The sequence below is a fragment of the Streptosporangium longisporum genome (genome assembly GCF_039534895.1).
Taxonomy (GTDB): domain Bacteria; phylum Actinomycetota; class Actinomycetes; order Streptosporangiales; family Streptosporangiaceae; genus Streptosporangium; species Streptosporangium longisporum.
In genome coordinates, this window is the sequence record NZ_BAAAWD010000003.1 from 17617 (window position 1) to 35978 (window position 18362).

15 protein-coding genes are annotated in these 18362 nt (G+C 72.7%); 10 read left to right on the forward strand and 5 right to left on the reverse strand.

From position 1 onward, the window contains the following. Positions 1–87: 87 nt before the first annotated feature. Complete coding sequence (gene ligA, locus ABD832_RS02535; RefSeq protein ID WP_344887616.1) at positions 88–2220, forward strand: NAD-dependent DNA ligase LigA; 2133 nt, start codon at positions 88–90, stop codon at positions 2218–2220. A gap of 185 nt (positions 2221–2405) precedes the next feature. Here the strand turns inward: ligA and ABD832_RS02540 are convergent, their stop codons facing one another. Further along, positions 2406–3146, reverse strand: coding sequence for a helix-turn-helix domain-containing protein (locus ABD832_RS02540; protein WP_344887619.1), 741 nt, complete (start codon positions 3144–3146; stop codon positions 2406–2408). A 79-nt stretch (positions 3147–3225) separates the two neighbouring features. Between ABD832_RS02540 and ABD832_RS02545 the strand changes: the two genes are divergently transcribed. Continuing rightward, positions 3226–3645, forward strand: a complete 420-nt coding sequence (locus ABD832_RS02545; RefSeq protein ID WP_344887622.1) for a VOC family protein — start codon at positions 3226–3228, stop codon at positions 3643–3645. Positions 3646–3781: 136 nt separating this feature from the next. Here ABD832_RS02545 and ABD832_RS02550 read toward each other — a convergent pair whose 3' ends face one another. The 3 genes from ABD832_RS02550 to ABD832_RS02560 all read right to left on the reverse strand — a co-directional run bounded on the left by ABD832_RS02550 (position 3782) and on the right by ABD832_RS02560 (position 9455). After that, positions 3782–5251 carry a glycosyl hydrolase gene (locus ABD832_RS02550; protein WP_344887625.1) on the reverse strand — a complete coding sequence of 490 codons (1470 nt, stop codon included), beginning with the start codon at positions 5249–5251 and terminating at the stop codon, positions 3782–3784. Between the two features lie 177 nt (positions 5252–5428). Next, the gene (locus ABD832_RS02555) at positions 5429–7969 is read right to left on the reverse strand and encodes a glycoside hydrolase family 2 protein (protein WP_344887628.1); all 2541 of its coding nucleotides are present in this window, start codon (positions 7967–7969) and stop codon (positions 5429–5431) included. A 445-nt stretch (positions 7970–8414) separates the two neighbouring features. Then, entirely contained in the window at positions 8415–9455 is a 1041-nt protein-coding gene (locus ABD832_RS02560; RefSeq protein WP_344887631.1) for a LacI family DNA-binding transcriptional regulator, read from the reverse strand. 373 nt (positions 9456–9828) lie between these two features. Between ABD832_RS02560 and ABD832_RS02565 the strand changes: the two genes are divergently transcribed. From ABD832_RS02565 to ABD832_RS02600, 8 genes are all read left to right on the forward strand, one after another. Beyond that, positions 9829–11127, forward strand: coding sequence for an ABC transporter substrate-binding protein (locus ABD832_RS02565; protein ID WP_344887634.1), 1299 nt, complete (start codon positions 9829–9831; stop codon positions 11125–11127). A 50-nt stretch (positions 11128–11177) separates the two neighbouring features. Further along, positions 11178–11777, forward strand: coding sequence for a hypothetical protein (locus tag ABD832_RS02570; protein WP_344887637.1), 600 nt, complete (start codon positions 11178–11180; stop codon positions 11775–11777). Beyond that, complete coding sequence (locus ABD832_RS02575) at positions 11768–12142, forward strand: carbohydrate ABC transporter permease (protein ID WP_344887640.1); 375 nt, start codon at positions 11768–11770, stop codon at positions 12140–12142. The genes ABD832_RS02570 and ABD832_RS02575 overlap by 10 nt, the downstream gene beginning before the upstream one ends. Before the next feature lie 164 nt (positions 12143–12306). Continuing rightward, entirely contained in the window at positions 12307–13122 is an 816-nt protein-coding gene (locus tag ABD832_RS02580; RefSeq protein WP_344887643.1) for a carbohydrate ABC transporter permease, read from the forward strand. After that, entirely contained in the window at positions 13119–14012 is an 894-nt protein-coding gene (locus ABD832_RS02585; protein WP_344887646.1) for an alpha/beta fold hydrolase, read from the forward strand. Before ABD832_RS02580 ends, ABD832_RS02585 begins: the two co-directional genes overlap by 4 nt. Before the next feature lie 209 nt (positions 14013–14221). After that, positions 14222–15049 carry an orotidine-5'-phosphate decarboxylase gene (gene pyrF, locus ABD832_RS02590; protein WP_344887649.1) on the forward strand — a complete coding sequence of 276 codons (828 nt, stop codon included), beginning with the start codon at positions 14222–14224 and terminating at the stop codon, positions 15047–15049. After that, positions 15043–16149, forward strand: coding sequence for a hypothetical protein (locus ABD832_RS02595; protein ID WP_344887653.1), 1107 nt, complete (start codon positions 15043–15045; stop codon positions 16147–16149). The genes pyrF and ABD832_RS02595 overlap by 7 nt, the downstream gene beginning before the upstream one ends. Beyond that, complete coding sequence (locus ABD832_RS02600; RefSeq protein ID WP_344887656.1) at positions 16146–17057, forward strand: thioesterase II family protein; 912 nt, start codon at positions 16146–16148, stop codon at positions 17055–17057. Before ABD832_RS02595 ends, ABD832_RS02600 begins: the two co-directional genes overlap by 4 nt. Before the next feature lie 146 nt (positions 17058–17203). On the opposite strand, the gene ABD832_RS02605 is transcribed toward ABD832_RS02600, so the two are convergent. Further along, a complete protein-coding gene (locus ABD832_RS02605) occupies positions 17204–18361 on the reverse strand; it encodes a winged helix DNA-binding domain-containing protein (protein ID WP_344887659.1) in 1158 nt (385 codons plus the stop codon). Position 18362: the final 1 nt, after the last annotated feature.

Genomic DNA, 18362 nt, shown 5'->3' on the forward strand with positions numbered 1-18362 from the left:
CCGACGAGGCGCCGGGAGCCGGGCGCGCCCGCGTGACCCGCGTCCCGCATGCCGGAAACTGTCGGTGCCGGGCGAGATGATGAGATCATGACCGACGCACCCCCGAGCACCCTTCTCGCTGATCAGACCGCCTACGCCGAGGCCGTCCAGCTCGCCCTGGACGCCGCCGCGGCCTACTACGGCGACGGCACCTCCGCGCTCGACGACGACGCCTACGACCGGCTGGTCCGTGGCATCCAGGCGTACGAGGCCGAGCATCCCGGCGAGGTGCTGCCGGAGTCGCCGACGGGCAAGGTGGCCGGTGGCGCGGTGGTCGGCGACGTGCCGCACACGGTGCCGATGCTGAGCCTGGACAACGTCTTCGGCGCCGATCAGCTGGCCGACTGGGCCGCGTCACTGGAGCGCAGGCTGGGCCGCCCGGTGTCGGCGTGGAGCGTGGAGCCGAAGCTCGACGGGCTGGCGATCGCCGCGCGCTACCGCGGCGGGCGGCTGGCGCAGCTGGTCACCCGGGGTGACGGCACCGCGGGCGAGGACGTCAGCCACGCGATCGGCACCGTGGTGGGGCTGCCGTCCAGGCTGGCCGAGCCGGTCACGGTGGAGCTGCGCGGCGAGGTGATGATGACCGCCGAGCAGTTCGAGCAGGCGTGCGCCAAGCGTCAGGCGCACGACGGCACCACGTTCGCCAACCCGCGCAGCGCCGCCGCGGGCACGCTGCGCGCCCAGGACCGGCCGTACGTGTGCGAGCTGACGTTCTTCGGCTACGGTGCGCTGCCGCACCCCGGTGACGACTCCGAGGCGGCGGCGCGGCTGCGGGAGCTGCCGCACAGCGAGGTCATGGCGTGGGTCGCCGCGCAGGGCGTGCGGACCCCGGCCGTCACCGAGGTCGGCGGGATCGTCGCCACCACCCTGGAGCAGGTGCAGGAGCGCGTCGAGCAGATCGCGGCCAGGCGCGCCGGCCTGCCCTTCGGCATCGACGGCATCGTGATCAAGTGCGATCTCGCCGCCGACCAGGCGCAGGCCGGTTTCGGCACCCGCGCGCCCCGGTGGGCGGTCGCCTACAAGCTCCCCGCCACCGAGAAGATCACCAGGTTGGTCGGCGTGGAGTGGAACACCGGCCGGACCGGCGTCATCGCCCCGCGCGCGGTGCTGGAGCCGGTCGAGCTGGACGGCAGCGTCGTCACCTACGCCACCCTGCACAACGCCTCCGACATCGCCCGCCGGGGCCTGATGCTCGGCGACCACGTGACCGTCTACAAGGCCGGTGACGTCATCCCGCGCGTCGAGGCGCCGGTCGTGCACCTGCGCACCGGCGACGAGCGGCCGATCCCGATCCCGGAGGTCTGCCCGACCTGCGGGGACGCGATCGACGCCTCGCAGGAGCGGTGGCGGTGCGTGCGCGGGCGCGCCTGCCGGATCATCGCCTCCATCGGCTACGCCGCCGGTCGCGACCAGCTCGACATCGAGGGCCTGGCCGAGAAGCGCATCCGGCAGATGCTGGACGCCGGGATGATCGGCGACTTCGCCGACCTGTTCTTCCTGACCCGCGAGCAGCTGCTGAGCCTGGAGCGGATGGGTTCCACCAGCACCGACAACCTGCTGGCCGCCATCGAGCGGGCCAAGTCCCAGCCGCTCAGCAGGGTGTTCTGCGCGCTGGGCGTGCGCGGCACCGGCCGCTCCATGAGCCGCCGCATCGCCCGGCACTTCGGCAGCATGGACGCCATCCGCGCGGCCGACGCCGAGGCGATCGAGGTGGTGGAGGGCATCGGCCCGAAGAAGGCACCGTCGGTGGTGGCCGAGCTGGTCGAGCTCGCGCCGCTGATCGACAAGCTGGTGGCGGCCGGGGTCACCATGACCGAGCCCGGCTGGAGGCCACCGGCCCTCCCTGTCACCGACGCCGACTCCGACCCCGGTTCCGACCCCGGCTCCGGCTCCGACGTTCAGGAGGCCCCGGGGGCGGGCGGCACGTCCGGGTCGCCGCTGGCCGGGATGTCCGTGGTGGTCACCGGTTCGATGAGCGGCGCGCTGGAGGCGCTGACCCGCAACGAGATGAACGAGCTGATCGAACGCGCCGGGGGCAAGGCCTCCTCCAGCGTCTCGAAGAAGACCAGCCTGCTGGTGGCCGGGGAGAACGCGGGCTCCAAGCGCGCCAAGGCCGAGAGCCTGGGCGTGCGGATCGTCGGCCCGGAGGAGTTCGCCGGCCTCGTCGGCGACCTCCTCTGATCGGGACCCGGGGCCCCGGAAGCGAGGACCGGGGAACGGATCGGCGGCCATGACCGTCGGCCGCAGGCCGTTCGGCCGCGTCGCAGGGTCACCGGGTCACCGGGTCACCGGGTCACCGGGTCACCGGGTCACCGGAGCCTGGATGCCACACCGCGGCATGGGTGACACCGATTGCCGCGGCCGGCTCAGGCGGCGATCTGGGTGAAGATGTAGGTGCCGTCATCGCCGACCGGCCGCAGCAGCGAGAAGGTGAGCCCGTCGACGGTGACCGGGGCGAACTCCCGGACCGCGCGGCACTGCCACCAGTGCGCCACGTCGGGCCGTTCCTCCAGCAGCAGGCCGACGACGGCGGCGGCGCGCGGGTCGCCGGGGGCGTGGCCGGTGTTGGCGCGGAACTGCTCGTACAGCCCCCGCAGCACGGGCTCCACCTCCACCGGGCGGCCTCCGGCCGAGGCGAACATGATCAGGAGATTGCGCCGTTCGACCGGTACGCTCTCCGGGTCGCCCCAGAAGGCGCGGTAGGCGTCGTTGCAGTCCAGGACGTCGAAACGCTCGTCCACGACCGCGGCCGGAGTCTCGGCCCAGCTCCTCAGGAGCGCCCTCGTCGGCTCGCCGACCACGGTGTCGCCCTTCAGCGGCGCGGAGGGCAGGAATCCGGCCAGCGCGAGGGTGTGGCGATGCGCCGCGACGTCCATGCCGAGCACCCGGCAGATCGCGTCGAGCACCTGCCGGGTGGTGCTCACCCGCCCCTGCTCCAGCCAGGTGTACCAGGCGACGCTCACCCCGGCCAGGGCCGCGACCTCCTCGCGGCGCAGCCCCGGCGTGCGCCGTCTGCCGCCGCCGCCGAGGCCCACCTCCGCCGGGAGGACCTGCTCGCGGGCCGCCCGCAGGTGCGCTCCGAGCTCGCGGCGCAGGGCATCGTTCACGGTCACGATCCTATGAGTCCCGATCACCCCATGAACCGTCGTCTGCCTGGACGGACCTGTCCGCGGCAGCGTTGAGGCCATGAGAGAGCAGATCTGGCGCAAGCGCAACGACTCCTCCGGCCTGGCCGAGCCCCGCGTGCTGATCCGGGTGTTCGTGGAACCCGGGGAGATGGGCAGGAGCATCGATTTCTACGAACGGCTGCAGCGGGTGGAGGCCGACGCCCGCTTCGCCTTCCCCGCGGCGCGGCTGGAACTGGCGACGGTCGGGGCGTTCCTGATCATCGAAGGCGAGGCGGACGCCCTGGCTCCTTTCCGCGACACGGTGGGCACCTTGCTGGTGGACGACGTCCGGCCGTACCACGATCGGCTGGTGGCCGAAGGAGCGGAGATCGTCTTCGCGTTGCAGGAGGTGCCGACGGGCGCCGGGTTCAACGCCCGCCACCCCGACGGGACGGTGGTGGAGTACGTCCATCACCGTCCCACGCCCGACGGTCACTGAACCCCCGGCGCACCCGCGCCCGGTGCGGCGTACGCCGCGCGGCCCGGCCGGTGCCGTCTCAGGGAGGGCACCGGCCGGGCCTTCGGCGTGGACCCGGGCTCCTGCCCGGCCGCGGATCCGGTCCGGTGTGCGGACGTCAGGCCGGGAGGGTCCACTTCTGCCAGGCGTTGGCGTTGCAGTCCCAGATCTGCAGCCGGTTGCCGTTGGTGGCCGCGCCGCCGGGCGCGTCCAGGCAGCGGCCGGAGCCGGGGTTGCGCAACTGGGAGCCGGAGGTGGCCTGCCACTGCTGGGCGGCGGAGCCGTTGCAGTCCCACAGCTGGATCCTCGTGCCGTTGGCCGTGCCGGCGCCGGTGACGTCCATGCACTTGCCCAGGACGCGGAGCGTCCCGTCGGTGCCGGCCGACCAGGTCTGGGCGGTGCCGCCGTTGCAGCTCCACAGCTGGACGGCGGTGCCGTTGGCCGAGCTCGCCGCCGCGGCGTCCACGCACGCGCCGCCCGTACCCCTGATCGGGCCCGTCCGCGCCGGCGTGCCGCCGCCGGAGACGGCGAACTCGCCCTGGTTCAGGACGCGCGGGTGGAAGTAGGCGTTCTGGATCTCGGTGTTGCTGTTGCTGCCGCGCAGCTGCTCCGACCAGAGCATGAAGTAGCTCCAGCGCGTCTGCCCGTTGAGCAGGGCGGCGTCGGGCACCTTGCCCATCTCCGCCAGCGCGATCGGCTTGGAGCCGGCGATGTTCTGGATCTGCTGGTAGTCGCCCTGGCTGGGGTGGTTCTTGTACCAGACGTCCAGGGAGACGACGTCGACGTACTGCGAGCCGGGGTAGTAGGCGGCCCAGTTGCCGGCGGGGTTGTCCTGGACGTTCCACACCCAGACCAGGTTGGTGAGCCCCTTGCCGACCAGGTGGTCACGGGTGATCTGGTAGAGGCGGGCACCGCCGTTGGGACCGGGACGGTTGCCCCACCAGTTCCAGGACTCGTTCATCTCGTGCAGCGGACGGAACAGGACCGGGACACCGGCGTTCTTGAGCTGCTGGAGGTAGGGCACGACCTCGTCCAGGCGCCGCTTCCACGCGGTGTTCAGCGCGCTGCCGTCGGTGACGATCTGGTTGAACTGGTCGGCGGAGATCTGCGTCTTCACGCCGCCGTCGAACTGGCAGGTGCTGCCACCGGTCGGCGTGCAGACGTGCCAGGTGAGGGCCACGAGGGAGCCGTTGGCCCATTCGGTCTTGGCCTGGTCGATCACGCGCTGGCGGTTGGCGACGTCCTCGGGGCGGAACATCAGGTCCCCGCCCCACAGGCCCGGGTACTGGCCCGTGATGTCCTTGACCTGCTGGGTGTACTGGCCGGGGCTGCTCGCGGGCTCCTTGTTGTGCTGCCCGGAGACGACGTTCCTGCCGGTGATGGAGGTCAGGTGGTCGATGACGGCCTGCCTGGACGACGCGGGGAACGCCTGGGCCTGCGGGGACGCCGTGACCCCGAGGCCGAGTGTCGCCAGCAGGACGGCCAGCACGGCGCGGATCCGGCGATGTGCCCTGCCCGCGGGGCGATGGGCGGTGGTGTCCGAACGGCCGGGCGGGCCGTCGGGAGGTCGCGGTGAGGTGAGACGCACTTTTTCTCCTCTTTTCTGACGTGTCCCCGAGGACTGAGGGACGGCCCGGCCGGGCCGTCATGGGGTGGGGCCGCCGACCGGCTCCGGGGCGTCATCGCCTCCCGGGCCGTCCGGTGACCGTGCGGAAGGGGGCGGCGGAGGACGACCGGCGCACGGGAGGGCCGCCTGGTCGCGCCGTCACGGCCGGGCGGCCTCCTCCACGGCCCGCGCGGGCGCCTGCGCGGTGTTGACCGTGAACAACGCCGCCCGGACCGACGCGAGGCCGGGCACCAGGGCACCGGTCCCGGTGACGCCGATGACGCACCTCTCCCCCGGCAGCAGGGTGACCAGGCCCCGGTCGGCCGCGGCCGCCGGGGCGACCCGGTCGGCCTGGAAGAGCAGGTCGCGGACGAACGTGCGCGCGGTGACCACGAGGTCGAACCCGCCGTCGCGCGGCTCGACGTCGATCGCCAGGTCGGCCGCCGGGTAGGCGAAGTCGCGGTCCTCGCAGCCCAGGACGACGTCGCGCAGCCCCTCGACGTCGGCGACGAGCAGCTCCCGGTACCCGTCCTCGAACGCGACGAGCCCGTCCGGGAGCGGCAGCAGCGCCACCGACCGGGGCGGCACGGTGAACGGCAGGGTCTCCTCCGCCAGGACGGTCCCGTCGGCCGACATCCTCCGCACGCCCGCGAACCCGTCCCACTGCTCGGCGGACTGGTTGTCGACGGCCAGCACCCGCCGCCCGTCCCGGGTCTGGAAACTCACCAGCCGGTCGGCGTACAGCCGGCGCAGCTCGTGGTAGAGCGGCTTGGGGCGGCCGGCACCGTCGATCGCGGCCCACGAGGTGACCGGCCAGCAGTCGTTGAGCTGCCACACGGCCGTCCCGGCGCAGATCGGCCAGTACGACCGCCAGTGGGCGACGCCGGTGGCGACGGCGCGGGCCTGGTTCACCTGGGTGAGGTAGTGCCAGTCGTCGAAGGTCGCCGGGGCGCCGAAGTGGTGGGCCAGGCCCCGGTCGAGCTTGCCGTTGCCGTCCTCGGCCTTCTGGTGGTGGAGCATCCCGGGTGAGCGCGGGCCGAGCGGCTCGTCGGTGACGGCGTCGCGCAGGGTGGTGTAGGCCGGTGGCGCCTGCCAGCCGAACTCGGCGGCGAAGCGGGGCACGTCGTTCAGGTAGTCGGTGTAGTCGCGGCGGTTCCACACCTCCCAGAAGTGGGACGGCCCGTGCGCCGGGTCGTTGGGGTGGTGGTCCCACGAGCCCGACCAGGGGCTGCCCGCGCTGTAGGGGCGGGTGGGGTCGAGCTCGGCGACCACCCGGGGCAGCAGGCCGAGGTAGTAGCCCTCACCCCAGCTGTCACCGGCCAGCTCCTGCTCCCAGCGCCAGTCGCGAAAGCCCCACAGGTTCTCGTTGTTGCCGTTCCACAGCACCAGGCTGGGGTGCGGGGCCAGGCGGGCGACGTTCTCGCGGGCCTCGGCCTCGACCTCGGTGCGCAGCGGCCGCTCCTCGGGGTAGGCGGCGCAGGCGAACAGGAAGTCCTGCCAGACCAGCAGGCCCAGCTCGTCGCAGACCTCGTAGAAGGCGTGGTCCTCGTAGATCCCGCCGCCCCACACCCTGACCAGGTTGACCCCCGCGTCCCGGGCCTGGGTGAGACGGTGACGGTACCGCCCGGGGGTGACGCGGGCGGGCAGGGCGTCGTCGGGGATCCAGTTGACGCCCCGGGCGAACACCGGCTCGTCGTTGACGACGAGCGCGAAGGAGGTGCCGTGCTCGTCGGGGGCGTACTCCAGGGCGACCGAGCGGAACCCGATCCGCCGCTCCCAGCGGTCGAGTTCCGTGCCCGTCGCCGCGTCGGTGAGGGTGACGCGGCAGGCGTACAGCGGCTGGTCCCCGTACCCGCGCGGCCACCAGCGCTCCGGGCCGGGCACCTCCAGCACGACGACCGCCCGGTCCCGGCCGGGCCCGACGTCCGCCCGCGCCGCATGCCCCGCCACCTCGACGGTGACGGTCAGTTCCCTGCCCGCGCCGGTGGCGGTCCGTTCCAGGTCGACGTGGGCCTCGACCCTGCCGGTCGCGTCCGCGACCGTCACCAGCGGCCGTACGCCCGCCAGCCGCGCGGTGCTCCAGCTCTCCAGCCGGACCGGCCGCCAGATCCCGGCGGTGACCAGGGTGGGGCCCCAGTCCCAGCCGAAGCTGCTCGCCATCTTGCGGATGTAGTTGAAGGGCTCGGGGTAGGCGTTGGGCCGGGCGCCCACGGCCTCGCGCACCTTCTCCGCCTCGGTGTAGGCCGACGTGAACAGGACCGACAGGACCCTTCCCCCGTCGTCGCCGTCCGGGTCGTCGCGGCCGTCGCGGCCGGTCACGTCGAACCGGTAGGAGCGGTGCATGTTCCGGGTGGTGCCCAGCCCGGCGCCGTCCAGGGTGACGGCCGCGACCGTGTCGAGCCCCTCGAAGACCAGGTCGGTACGCTCGAACCCCCCGGGTGTGGCGGGCAGCACGGTCTCGTAGCGCCAGTCGGCCCGGCCGACCCAGGCGACGTCGAGCTCGTTGCGGTCCAGGTACGGGTCGTCGATCAGCCCCGCGGCCAGCAGGTCAGCGTGGACACAGCCGGGCACCTCGGCGGGGACCGCCTCCCGCCGGAGACGGCCGAGGTCGTCGGGAGCCGCACCCCCGGCCAGACGAAGGGTCCACCCCGAGGTCAGGGGTGTGCTCTGCTTCAACCGGTACTCCTTGGTCGATGACACGACGTGACGTGACATGTCGGTACGGACGTGAGCGGTGTTCGGCCGACCGCGACGACGTTCGGCTCAACGTAACCATTCACCCGGCCCGTGTCTAGACCGTTTTAGTAACCTCGCCGGGACGAGCCCGTCCGCGTCACCGGCCCCGAGCGCGGGCCCGTCCGCCCCGGGACGGCAGGGCACCCCGGGCCACCGGAAGCACGGAATGGCTGCTCAGTAGGCATGAAGGATCGCCGTACGGAGAGAGGGGAACGGTCGTGGCACCCGGTTCACGCCGCCCCCCGCGCCGCCGTGCCCGACGGCGCGACCCGCCCTGGAACGCCCTCGGGAACTCGCGTTCACCTGCCGCACTGGTGTTTTAGTGACGAAGCCGGGAAAGTCGCCGCTCGCCTCCGCGCGGGGCACGGGAGCGTCCCGGAGCGCCGGGCCGGTACGTCCGGGTTCGCCGTCAGCGGCGCGGCGGGGCGGTGGACGCCCTCGGGATCAGGCTCGGGGACTGCGCGGGGTGGGAGACGTGCTCCTCCCCGTTGATGACGCCGAAGAGGGCGTGCGTGACCTCGGCCCCGAAGGAGAACACGTCGTGCTGCATGGCCGACAGGGTCGGCCGGGTGAGCTGGCACAGCTGGGAGTCGTCCCAGGCCAGCAGGGAGAGGTCCTCGGGCACCGACAGCCCGAACTCACCGGCGACGCCGAGCGCCGCCACGGCCATGATGTCGTTGTCGAAGATGATCGCGGTGGGCCGGTCGGGGGCGAGCAGCAGGTTCCGGCACGCGCGGCTGCCCTGGTCGGCGGAGAAGTCCGCCACGGCGGTGCGGGCCTCCAGGCCCAGCTCCCGCGTCACCGCGGTGAAGGCGTCGGTGCGGATGACGCTGTGCCCGAGCGCGGCCGGGCCGCTGACCCGGGCGACGCGGCGGTGCCCCAGGGCGGCGAGGTAGCGCACCGCCTCCACGACCGCGGCGGCGTCGTCGGTCCACACCGAGGCGAACGGGCCCGCCAGGCTCGGGTGTCCCACCACGACGGCCGGCAGGCCGATCTCGGCCAGGGCGGGGATGCGCGGGTCGTCCACCAGCAGGTCGACCAGGATGCTGCCGTTGACGCGCCCGCCCTGCCACCACTCCCGGTGCACCTGGATCTCCTCGTCGGCCTCGATCAGCCGCAGCAGGAGCGAGCACGAACGGCGGCCCAGGACGCTCTCGATACCGGAGATGAACTCCATGTAGAACGGTTCCAGCCCCAGCATCCGGGCCGGGCGGGCGATCGCCAGGCCCACGGTGTGCACGTTGCGCCCGGACAGCGAGGCCGCCGCCTGGTTCGGCCTCCAGCCGAGCTCGCTCGCGGCCCGCAGGATGCGCTCCTTGGTCAAGGCGGACACCCCGGGCTTGTCGTGCAGCGCGATCGACACGGCCGAGGGGGACACCCCCGCCCGTGCCGCGACGTCCTTGATCGTCGCCTTGCGCCCCCTGGCCGCCGTCGCGTCCGTCCGCCTCACGTGGCACATCCCCTTCTGTAACGGTCCACACGTCCGACCCCGGCCGCGGGGAGCGCGGCCCGTCCGGCCGTCACGACACCCGACCGGATGAAGGCAATCCTGTCAGCAAACGATCAAAGATCGGGACGTGCGTCATCTGTCGTACCAGCAGGCAGGCGCCGATTGTTGAGTAGAATTTTAGTAGATGCCACCCCGACATGCCTCCTGGTCACGCGAAAGTAACACTAGACCGTTCTATGGACACCGGGAAATGTTGCGTCTAGGTTAAGCAGCCATCAGCCGCCGGGCCGCGACGAGGTACCCGTCGCCGCGCCGGCGCAGCGCGGCGCTGCAGATCAAGACGAGGAAGTGGTACGACGTGCGAGGAACACGCGTGGTAGCAGCCGGGATCGCCATGGCGATCGGCCTCACCGCCTGCGGTGGAGGAGGGGACGGCGGCAAGGCGGGCGTGGCGGCCGTTCCGGGCGACCCGGCCAAGGTGACCGGCACGATCACGGTGCTGACGAACCGCACCGACCAGGTGCAGGACGGCACGACGGCCCGGTACGCAGCGGAGTTCAACAAGGTCTACCCCGGTGTGACGGTGAAGTTCCAGGGACTCACCGACTACGAGGGCGACGTGAAGATCCGCATGAACAGCAAGAACTACGGGGACGTCCTGCTGATCCCCAACGCGGTGCCGCTCAGCCAGTACCCGTCGTTCTTCTCCCCCCTCGGCCCGGCCTCGGAGCTGTCCGGGAAGTACGACTTCACCGACCGGGCCACGGTCGGCGGCCAGGTCTACGGCATCGCCAACATCGGCACCGCCAACGGCTTCGTCTACAACAAGGCCGTCTGGAGGCGGGCCGGCGTCACCGACTGGCCGAAGACGCCCCGGGAGTTCCTCGACGCGCTGAAGGCGATCAAGGACAGGACGGACGCGACGCCGTACTACACCAACTACCACGACGGATGGCCGCTGACGAACTGGGGCAACGCGCTCGGCTCGCCGAGCTGCGACCCGGCCGCCGGCGACAGGCTGGCCGAGACCGACGAGCCCTGGGCGCCCGGCCAGGACCTGAACGTCGTCGACACGCTGCTGCACGACATCGTCAAGGAAAAGCTCTCCGAGGACGATCCGAACACCACCAACTGGGAGAACTCCAAGAACCTGATCGGCACCGGCAAGGTGGCGACGATGTGGCTCGGCTCCTGGGCCGTGGCGCAGATGAGGGAGGCCGCGAAGAAGGCCGGCGGCGACCCCGACGACATCGGCTTCATGCCGTTCCCCACCCAGGTCGACGGCACCTTCTGCAGCGTGGTCCGGCCCGACTACCTGTACGCGGTCAACGTCAACAGCCAGGCCAAGGAGGCGGCCCGCGCCTGGATCGAGTGGTTCGTCAACTCGTCCGGGGACGCGCGCGCAGGACTGTCGATCTCGTCGGTCAAGGGCGCGCCGCTGCCGTCGAGCCTGGAGCCCTTCCAGGAGGCCAAGGTGAAGTTCGTGCACATGGGCTTCGCGAAGAACGCCCTGGTCAACGACATCGACAAGGCGTCGGAGGTCGGCCTGAACGCCCAGGACTACCGCCAGCGCATCGTCGACGTCGCCCGCGGGGCGGCCGAGGGCGACCTCGGCACGATCTTCGCCGACCTCAACAAGAGGTGGGCCGACGCCCGGTCGACGGTCGGCTGACGGAAGACGGCGCAGGCCCCGCACGCAGAGCCTCTCCGAGGAAGGAACAGATGTCCGCATTCCGTGTGGCGGGGCCCGGCGCCCCGCCCGGGGCGGCGCAGGCCGTGCCCCGGCGTCACCGGCGCAGGCCGTCCGCCCGGGGGCCGCGCCCGGCCCGCTCGCAGCGGTGGTACACCCCCTGGCCGTACCTGCTGGCCCCCCTGGCGCTGCTGGTGCTGTTCACCTACGTCCCCCGTCGTGAACATGTTCCTCTACAGCCTCACCGACTGGGACGGTTTCAGCCCTGCCAAGAACTTCGTGGGGGCCGGCAACTACGTCGACCTGTTCACCAGGCCGCGTTCCTCCAGGTCCTCACCGTCAGCCTGTTCTACCTGGCGGGCTCCGCGGTCCAGATGGTCGTGGCCCTGTACTTCGCGACCGTCCTGAGCTTCGGCATACGGCTGCGGAACCTCTTCAAGGGGATCCTCTTCTTCCCCTACCTCATCAACGGCGTGGCCATCGGCTTCGTCTTCCTCTACTTCTTCCAGCCCGGCGGCACCCTGGACACCGTGCTGGGCACCTTCGGGTCGAACCGCGCCTGTGGCTCGGCGATCCCGACCTGGTCAACACCTCGCTGGCCGGCGTCTCGGTGTGGCGCTTCATGGGCCTGAACCTGGTGCTGTTCATCGGCGCCATCCAGTCGATCCCCCCGCAGCTGTACGAGGCGGCCTCGCTCGACGGCGCGAGCCGGTGGCAGCAGTTCCGGTTCGTCATCGCGCCCAGCATCAAGCCCATCATCAGCCTCAGCGCCATCCTGGCGATCTCCGGTGCCCTGTCGGTCTTCGAGATCCCCTTCATCATGACCGGCGGTTCCAACAACAGCGAGACGTTCGTCATCCAGACGATCAAGCTCGCCTTCAACTTCAACAAGGTCGGCCTCGCGTCGGCGGCCGCGGTCGTGCTCCTGGCGATCGTGCTGCTGGTGACCTGGCTGCAGCGCCTGCTGGTCCCCGACGAGAGGGTGGAACAGTCGTGAGGACGTCGACCGGTCCCGCCGGGGCCCTCACCGCACGCGCCGGTCGCACCGGGGCCCTTGACGAACACGCCGGACGTGCCGGACGCGCCGGTCGCCGTGACGCCTTCGCGCGCGGTGACGCTCCCCCGCACGGCGGCCGCCGTGACGCTCCCGTACGCCGGGCGGTGGCGCGCCTTCTCGTGTACCTGTCGCTGGTCGTGGCCGGCGCGGTGGTGATCCTGCCGCTGGTGGCGATCCTGCTGACCTCGCTGCGGACCGCGGAGGAGATGGCGGCCAGTGACAACCCGCTCGCCGCGCCCGGCGACTGGTTCAACCTGGACAACTACCGCGTCGCCTTCACCGACGGCCAGATGCCGCAGGCGCTGTGGAACACCTCCTTCATCCTGTTCTTCTCGCTTCTCGGCACGGTCTTCATCGGCTCGATGACCGCCTACGCGGTCGACCGCTTCCGGTTCCGGTTCAAGAGGGTGGTGATGACCCTCTTCCTGGTCGCCGCCCTCGTCCCCGGCGTGACGACGCAGGTCGCCACCTACCAGGTCGTCAACGGCCTGGGGGTGATGGACACCCACTGGGCTCCCGTCCTTCTGTACATGGGGACCGACATCGTCTCCATCTACATCTTCCTGCAGTTCATCCGATCGATCCCGACGTCCCTGGACGAGGCGGCCAGGCTGGACGGCGCGACGTCGCTCACCATCTACTGGCGCGTCATCATGCCGCTGCTGCGCCCGGCGATCGCCACCGTGGTCATCGTCAAGGGCGTCGCGATCTACAACGACTTCTACATCCCCTTCCTGTACATGCCCTCCGAGGGGCTCGGTACGATCTCGACGTCACTGTTCCGGTTCAAGGGGCCGTACGGGGCGCACTGGGAGGTCATCTCCGCGGGCGCCGCGCTCGTCATCCTGCCGAGCCTGATCGTCTTCCTGGCCCTGCAGCGGTTCATCTACAGCGGCCTCGTCTCGGGAGCCACCAAATGACTCGACCGGCGATGAGCGAGGGGCGCACCGCGCACATCGCGTGGCGCCTGCACCGGCCCGCCGACCACACCGCCGACGCCGACGACACCGCCAATGCCGGCAGCACCGGTGCCCCGCCCGCGCTGCTGCTCCTGCACGGGTTCACCGACTCCGCCGCCTGCTGGGAGCCGGTCGTGCCCGCGCTGACCGGCATCGGTGGCATCGGTGGCATGGGCGGCATCGGTGGCGTCGGTGGCATCGTCGCCACCGACGCCCGCGGCCACGGGGACTCGGGCCTTCCCGACGGGCCCGTGGGGCCGGAGCGGCACGCCGCCGACCAGGCGCTCGTCCTCGACGACCTCGGCGTCACCGAGCCGGTCGTCGTCATCGGGCACTCCATGGGCGCGCTCACCGCGCTCACGCTGGCGGCCACCCGGCCGGAACTGGTGGCCGCGCTCGTCCTGGAGGACCCGCCCCCGTACGGGATGGGCGCCGGGCCGCGCGGCGTGCCGTCCTGGCTCGCCGACCTGCGCTCCCTGGACCTTCCCGGGCGCCTCGCGTACGCCCGCGAGCACCACCCGGCCTGGAGCGAGGCCGAGCTGCCACCGTGGGCGCTGAGCAAGGAGCAGATCGACCCGCGCTACTGCGAGCGGCCCGGCACGGCCCTGGACCCCCTCCACGACCTGGCACCGGACGTGCGCTGCGACACGCTGCTCGTGTACGGCGACGCCGACCTCGGCGGGATGGTCGCCGACGCCGACGCGGACACGTTCCGGAAGGCGGCGGCCGGCACCGTGACGACGGTCCGCGTGCCCGGCGCCGGGCACAACGTCCGGCGCGACACCACCGGCGCGTACCTGCGCGCGGTACACGCCTTCCTGGACGACGTGCGCTCGCGGCCACCGCGCTGAGCGACCCCGACCCCGACCCCGACCCGGGCCGACCCCGACGCAGCGCGGCACGGGTCCCCCCTGCCCGGACACCGTCCCGGACGGTCGCGGGCCCCTCGCCGTCCTCCCGGCGGGGAACACGGCCGCGCGGGCCCAGGATTGTAGCCAATGCGGAGCCGCCCGCGGGCGGGCGCGGTGCGGCCCCGGGCACGTCCGTGTGCAATGGGCCCATGGCTGCCTTATCGATGTGGACCGACCTGCTCCAGACCCGATCGGCCCTCTGCCTGGGGATCGCCCCCTCCCCCAAGTGGCTGCGGGCCTGGAGGATGCCCGACGACGTGGACGGGGCGCGGCGGATGTGCGAGGTGGTGCTGGAGGCCGCGGGCGACCGGGTGTCCGCCTACCGGATCCAGGTGCCGTTCTTCGCCCGGTTCGGCGCCGCGGGCACGGCCCTGCTGCGTGACGTCGTCGACGGCGTGCACGAGCGGGGCTCGCTGGCGGTGCTGGACGCGAAGGTGTGCGACGCCGACGACACGATGGACTCCTACGCCGACCTCTACCTGGGGCCCGGCAGCGTGCTGGGCGGTGACGCGGTGACGGCGACCCCGTTCATGGGATTCGCCTCCCTCGGCCCGCTGCTGCGCCGGGCCCGTGACAGCGGGACGCTCGTCATGGTGCTCGTGCGCACCTCCAACCACGCGGCCGGCGGGGTGCAGGGCGCGGTGACGGGCTCGCGCACCGTGGCGCAGCGTACGGCCGACGAGGTGCAGGGGTGGAACGACGAGAACGGGGTGGCGGCAGCGGCCGTGGTCGGGGCCGATCGCGAGGAGGCCGCCGAACTGGTGGCCCGGATGCCGTCGGCGGTCGTGGAGCTGCCGGGTCTCGGCCGGGCCGGACGCGCCACCGGTGACCTCGTCGCCGTGGCCGCCGGTGCCCCCGGGCGCGCCGTGCTGCCGATCACGACCGGTGTGCTGCGCCATGGACCGGACGTCGCCGCGCTGGCCGCGAGCATCGCGACCTGGCGGGAGGAGATCGGGGCGGAGGTCCCGGCGTGCTGATCGAGCTGCGGCCGGGCACCTCGCGGGAGGCCGCCGAGGAGGTGGCCGCGCGGGCCGGGGCACATGAGGACGTCACCGCCTGGCCGGTGTGCCTGGCCGGCCGGTCGTTCGTCGTGGTGAGCGGCGACGAGTCCCTCGTCCGCGTGCCCGACTCGCCCGCCGTGCTGGCCCGCCGTCCCACCCCCGACGGCCACTGGCTGGTACGGCGGGAGAGCGGTGTGGCGCCGCGCGAGGTCACGATCGGCCCCGCCCCGCCATCCGGTCCCCCGAGGTCCGGCTCCGCGGCTCCCCGTACCGCGCCCGGAGAGCCCGGAAAACCCGGGGAGGCAGGTGACGTGATCCGCGGCGCGGTCGTCGGGGGGCCGCGGCTGTGGTGGGCGGCGGGGCCGTGCGCGCTGGAGTCCCCGTCGGACGCGCTCGAGACGGCGATGGCGGTCAGGGCGCAGGGGGCGCACGCCCTGCGGGCCGGCCTGTACAAGACCCGCAGCAGCCCCTACCACTTCCCCGGCAAGGGCAGGCGGGGCCTGGAGACGCTCGCGGAGATCCGGCGGGCGGCGGCCATCCCCGTGATCACCGAGGTGTGCGACCCGCGCGAGGTGCCCGCGACCGCCGAGGTGGCCGACTGCCTTCAGGTGGACGGGCGGCAGATGGACAACCGCCCGCTCCTGGCCGAGCTGGGGGCCCAGCCCCGGCCCGTGCTGCTGATGCGCCGGCCGCAGGCGAGCCTGGACGACTGGCTGCGGGCGGCGGAGTTCGTCCTTTCCCGGGGCAACAACGCCGTGGTGCTCTGCGCGGGCGCCTCGGGGACGCCGCCGCTGCCGGGCTTCGGGGCGATCGCCGCCCTGCGCGCCCGTACCGGCCTGCCCGTGGTCTTCGACCCCAGCCACAGCACCCGTTCGGCCTCGCTGGTGGCGCCGGCCTCGCTGGCGGCCGCGGCGTACGGCGCGGACGGGCTGCTCATCGAGTCGTGCCCGAAGCCCGGGAGGATGTACCGGCCGGGCGACGCGGCCCACATGTTCCCTCCCGAGTCCCTGGCGGACCTGGTCTCCGCGTGCGAGCGGACCCGGGACTCCGCACGATCCCTGGCGGTTCCGCGATGACTGTTTCCACTGGTTCCCCCTCGTCCACGACCACCCCGCCGCCCGCCGCGACCTCGCCGACCACCGTGACCACGCCGACCACGGCGACCACGGTGACCTCGACGACCTCGGTGACCGGCGCGTCGTCCCCCGCGGGCCGTTCGGCCTCCCACGGCACGGTGTCCCGTCCGGCGAGCTGGCTGGTGCCGCTGCACAGACCGGCGCGGCCCCGCGCACGGCTGGTCTGCGTGCCCAACGCCGGGGGCGGCGCCACGACGTTCCGCGGCTGGGCCGACCTGCTGCCCGGTGACGTGGAGCTGTGGGCGATGCGCTCACCCGGCAGGGAGACCCGGATCGCGGAGAAACCCCCGCACCGGCTGTCGATGATCATCGATCCGGTGATCGACGGGCTGTCGCGGCTGGAACCGCTGCCGTTCGCGCTGTTCGGGCACAGCATGGGCGCGCTGGTGTCGTTCACGGTGGCGCGGCGCCTGCGCTCACGCGGCCTGCCGGGCCCGGGGCGGTTGTTCGTGTCGGGCTGGAACGCGCCCCAGTGCAGGGACGGCATGCCGCGGCTCGGCCGGCTGGACGACGAGGAGCTGATGCGGGTGCTGCACCGGCTGGACGGCATCCCGCCGGAGGTGATCGGCAACCCCGAGCTGATGAGCCTCATCATGCCGGTGCTGCGGGCCGACCTGAACGCCGCGGAGTCCTACGTCCACGAGGACGAGCCGCCGCTGGCCTGCCCGATCTCGGTGTTCGGCGGGAACGGCGACCCGACGACGACGGCCGGTGGGCTGGGCGCGTGGAGCGCGCAGACCGGTTCGGCGTTCCGGCTGCGGCTGCTTCCCGGCGGGCACTTCTTCATCCACACCCAGCGCCGTACGCTGCTGCGCGCGATACGGGCGGACCTCGGCACCTGCCGGTGAGCGCGGGCCCGGACGGGGCCCGGCCCGGGCCCCGTCCGGGAGGGACGGGGCGGGACCGGGACGGACGTGGCGGACGGGCCGGGACGGGGGCCGGCGCTCCCGGACGGTGACCTGCCCGTGGAACGACGGGACGGTCCCGGGCGGGCTCAGCGCTTCTTGGCGGTGAGCTTCCCCGTGGTCAGGACGGCCTCGGTGCCGTAGAAGCGGCCGACGCGCTCGACCTCCCGCTCCAGTTCCTTGGTCCGGCCGGAGCCGAGCTCGACGAACGACTCGACCTTGACCTCCAGCCTGCCGCCCTTCTCCTTGCGCTCCCACATCCCGGCCACGACGCCGTCGACGAGCATGATCTGGTGGGCGACCGCGCCCTCGTACTTGCCGCGGCCGTGCTCGAAGACGCGCGCGGCGGTGTCCTTGGGCACGACGACCTCCTTGGGCCCGCTGCCGAGGACGTAGGCCTCGTACTGGGGCAGCAGCCGCAGGCAGTTCCGGTCGGACGGCCAGCGGCCCTCGTCGGAGGCCAGCACGTACGCCTTGCGTCCCTCGACCTCGACCTGGGCGACCTCGTCGCCGAGCGACTCCAGCGCCTCGCGCGCCTCGGGCGGCCTGAGCGCGAACCAGCGGGCCAGGTCCTGGTGGGTCGCGGGCCCGTACGCGCGCAGGTACCGGCGCACGATCTCCATCGCCGACTCCTCCGGGTCGGGCTGGTCCTTGGCCTCGACCTTCAGCCCGGCCCACCGGTCGGGCCTGACGTAGGTGACCTTGGCGCCCCGCACCGGCCCGAAGCAGAGCACGCCGAGGTAGGCGACGGGACGCAGCAGCTCGCCCCAGTTGGAGGTGAGCTTGTCCTTGGCCCAGGCGCCGACCCGGCCGGAGACCTCCTTGGCCAGCTCCTCGCGGGTCAGGCACTCCCCGTCCAGCGCCTCGCGGACCGCGTCGACGAACGCCTCGCCCTGCTTGGCGGTGAGCCCGTGGTGGGCGTGCCAGCTGCCCTTGGCCCGCCAGTAGGGCTTCCAGCGCATGGCCGCCATCCACAGCGCCAGCTCGTCGGCGGCGTGCACGTGCAGGGTGCCGCGCAGGCTGTACGTCTTGATCAGCCGTTTCTTGTCGTACAGCTCCGCGCGGACCTGCTCCTGCGTGGCGTCCTTCACCCGTGACCCGATGGCCAGCTCGGCCGCGGCGGCGACCTGCGACTGGATCCCGCACACGTCGCGTACGGGTTTGCGCAGGTCGCCGGAGACGGGTTTCACGAGGTGGTGGCGGGCCAGCCGCCGCGCGTGGACCTGATCCCAGGTGAGTGAGTTCATG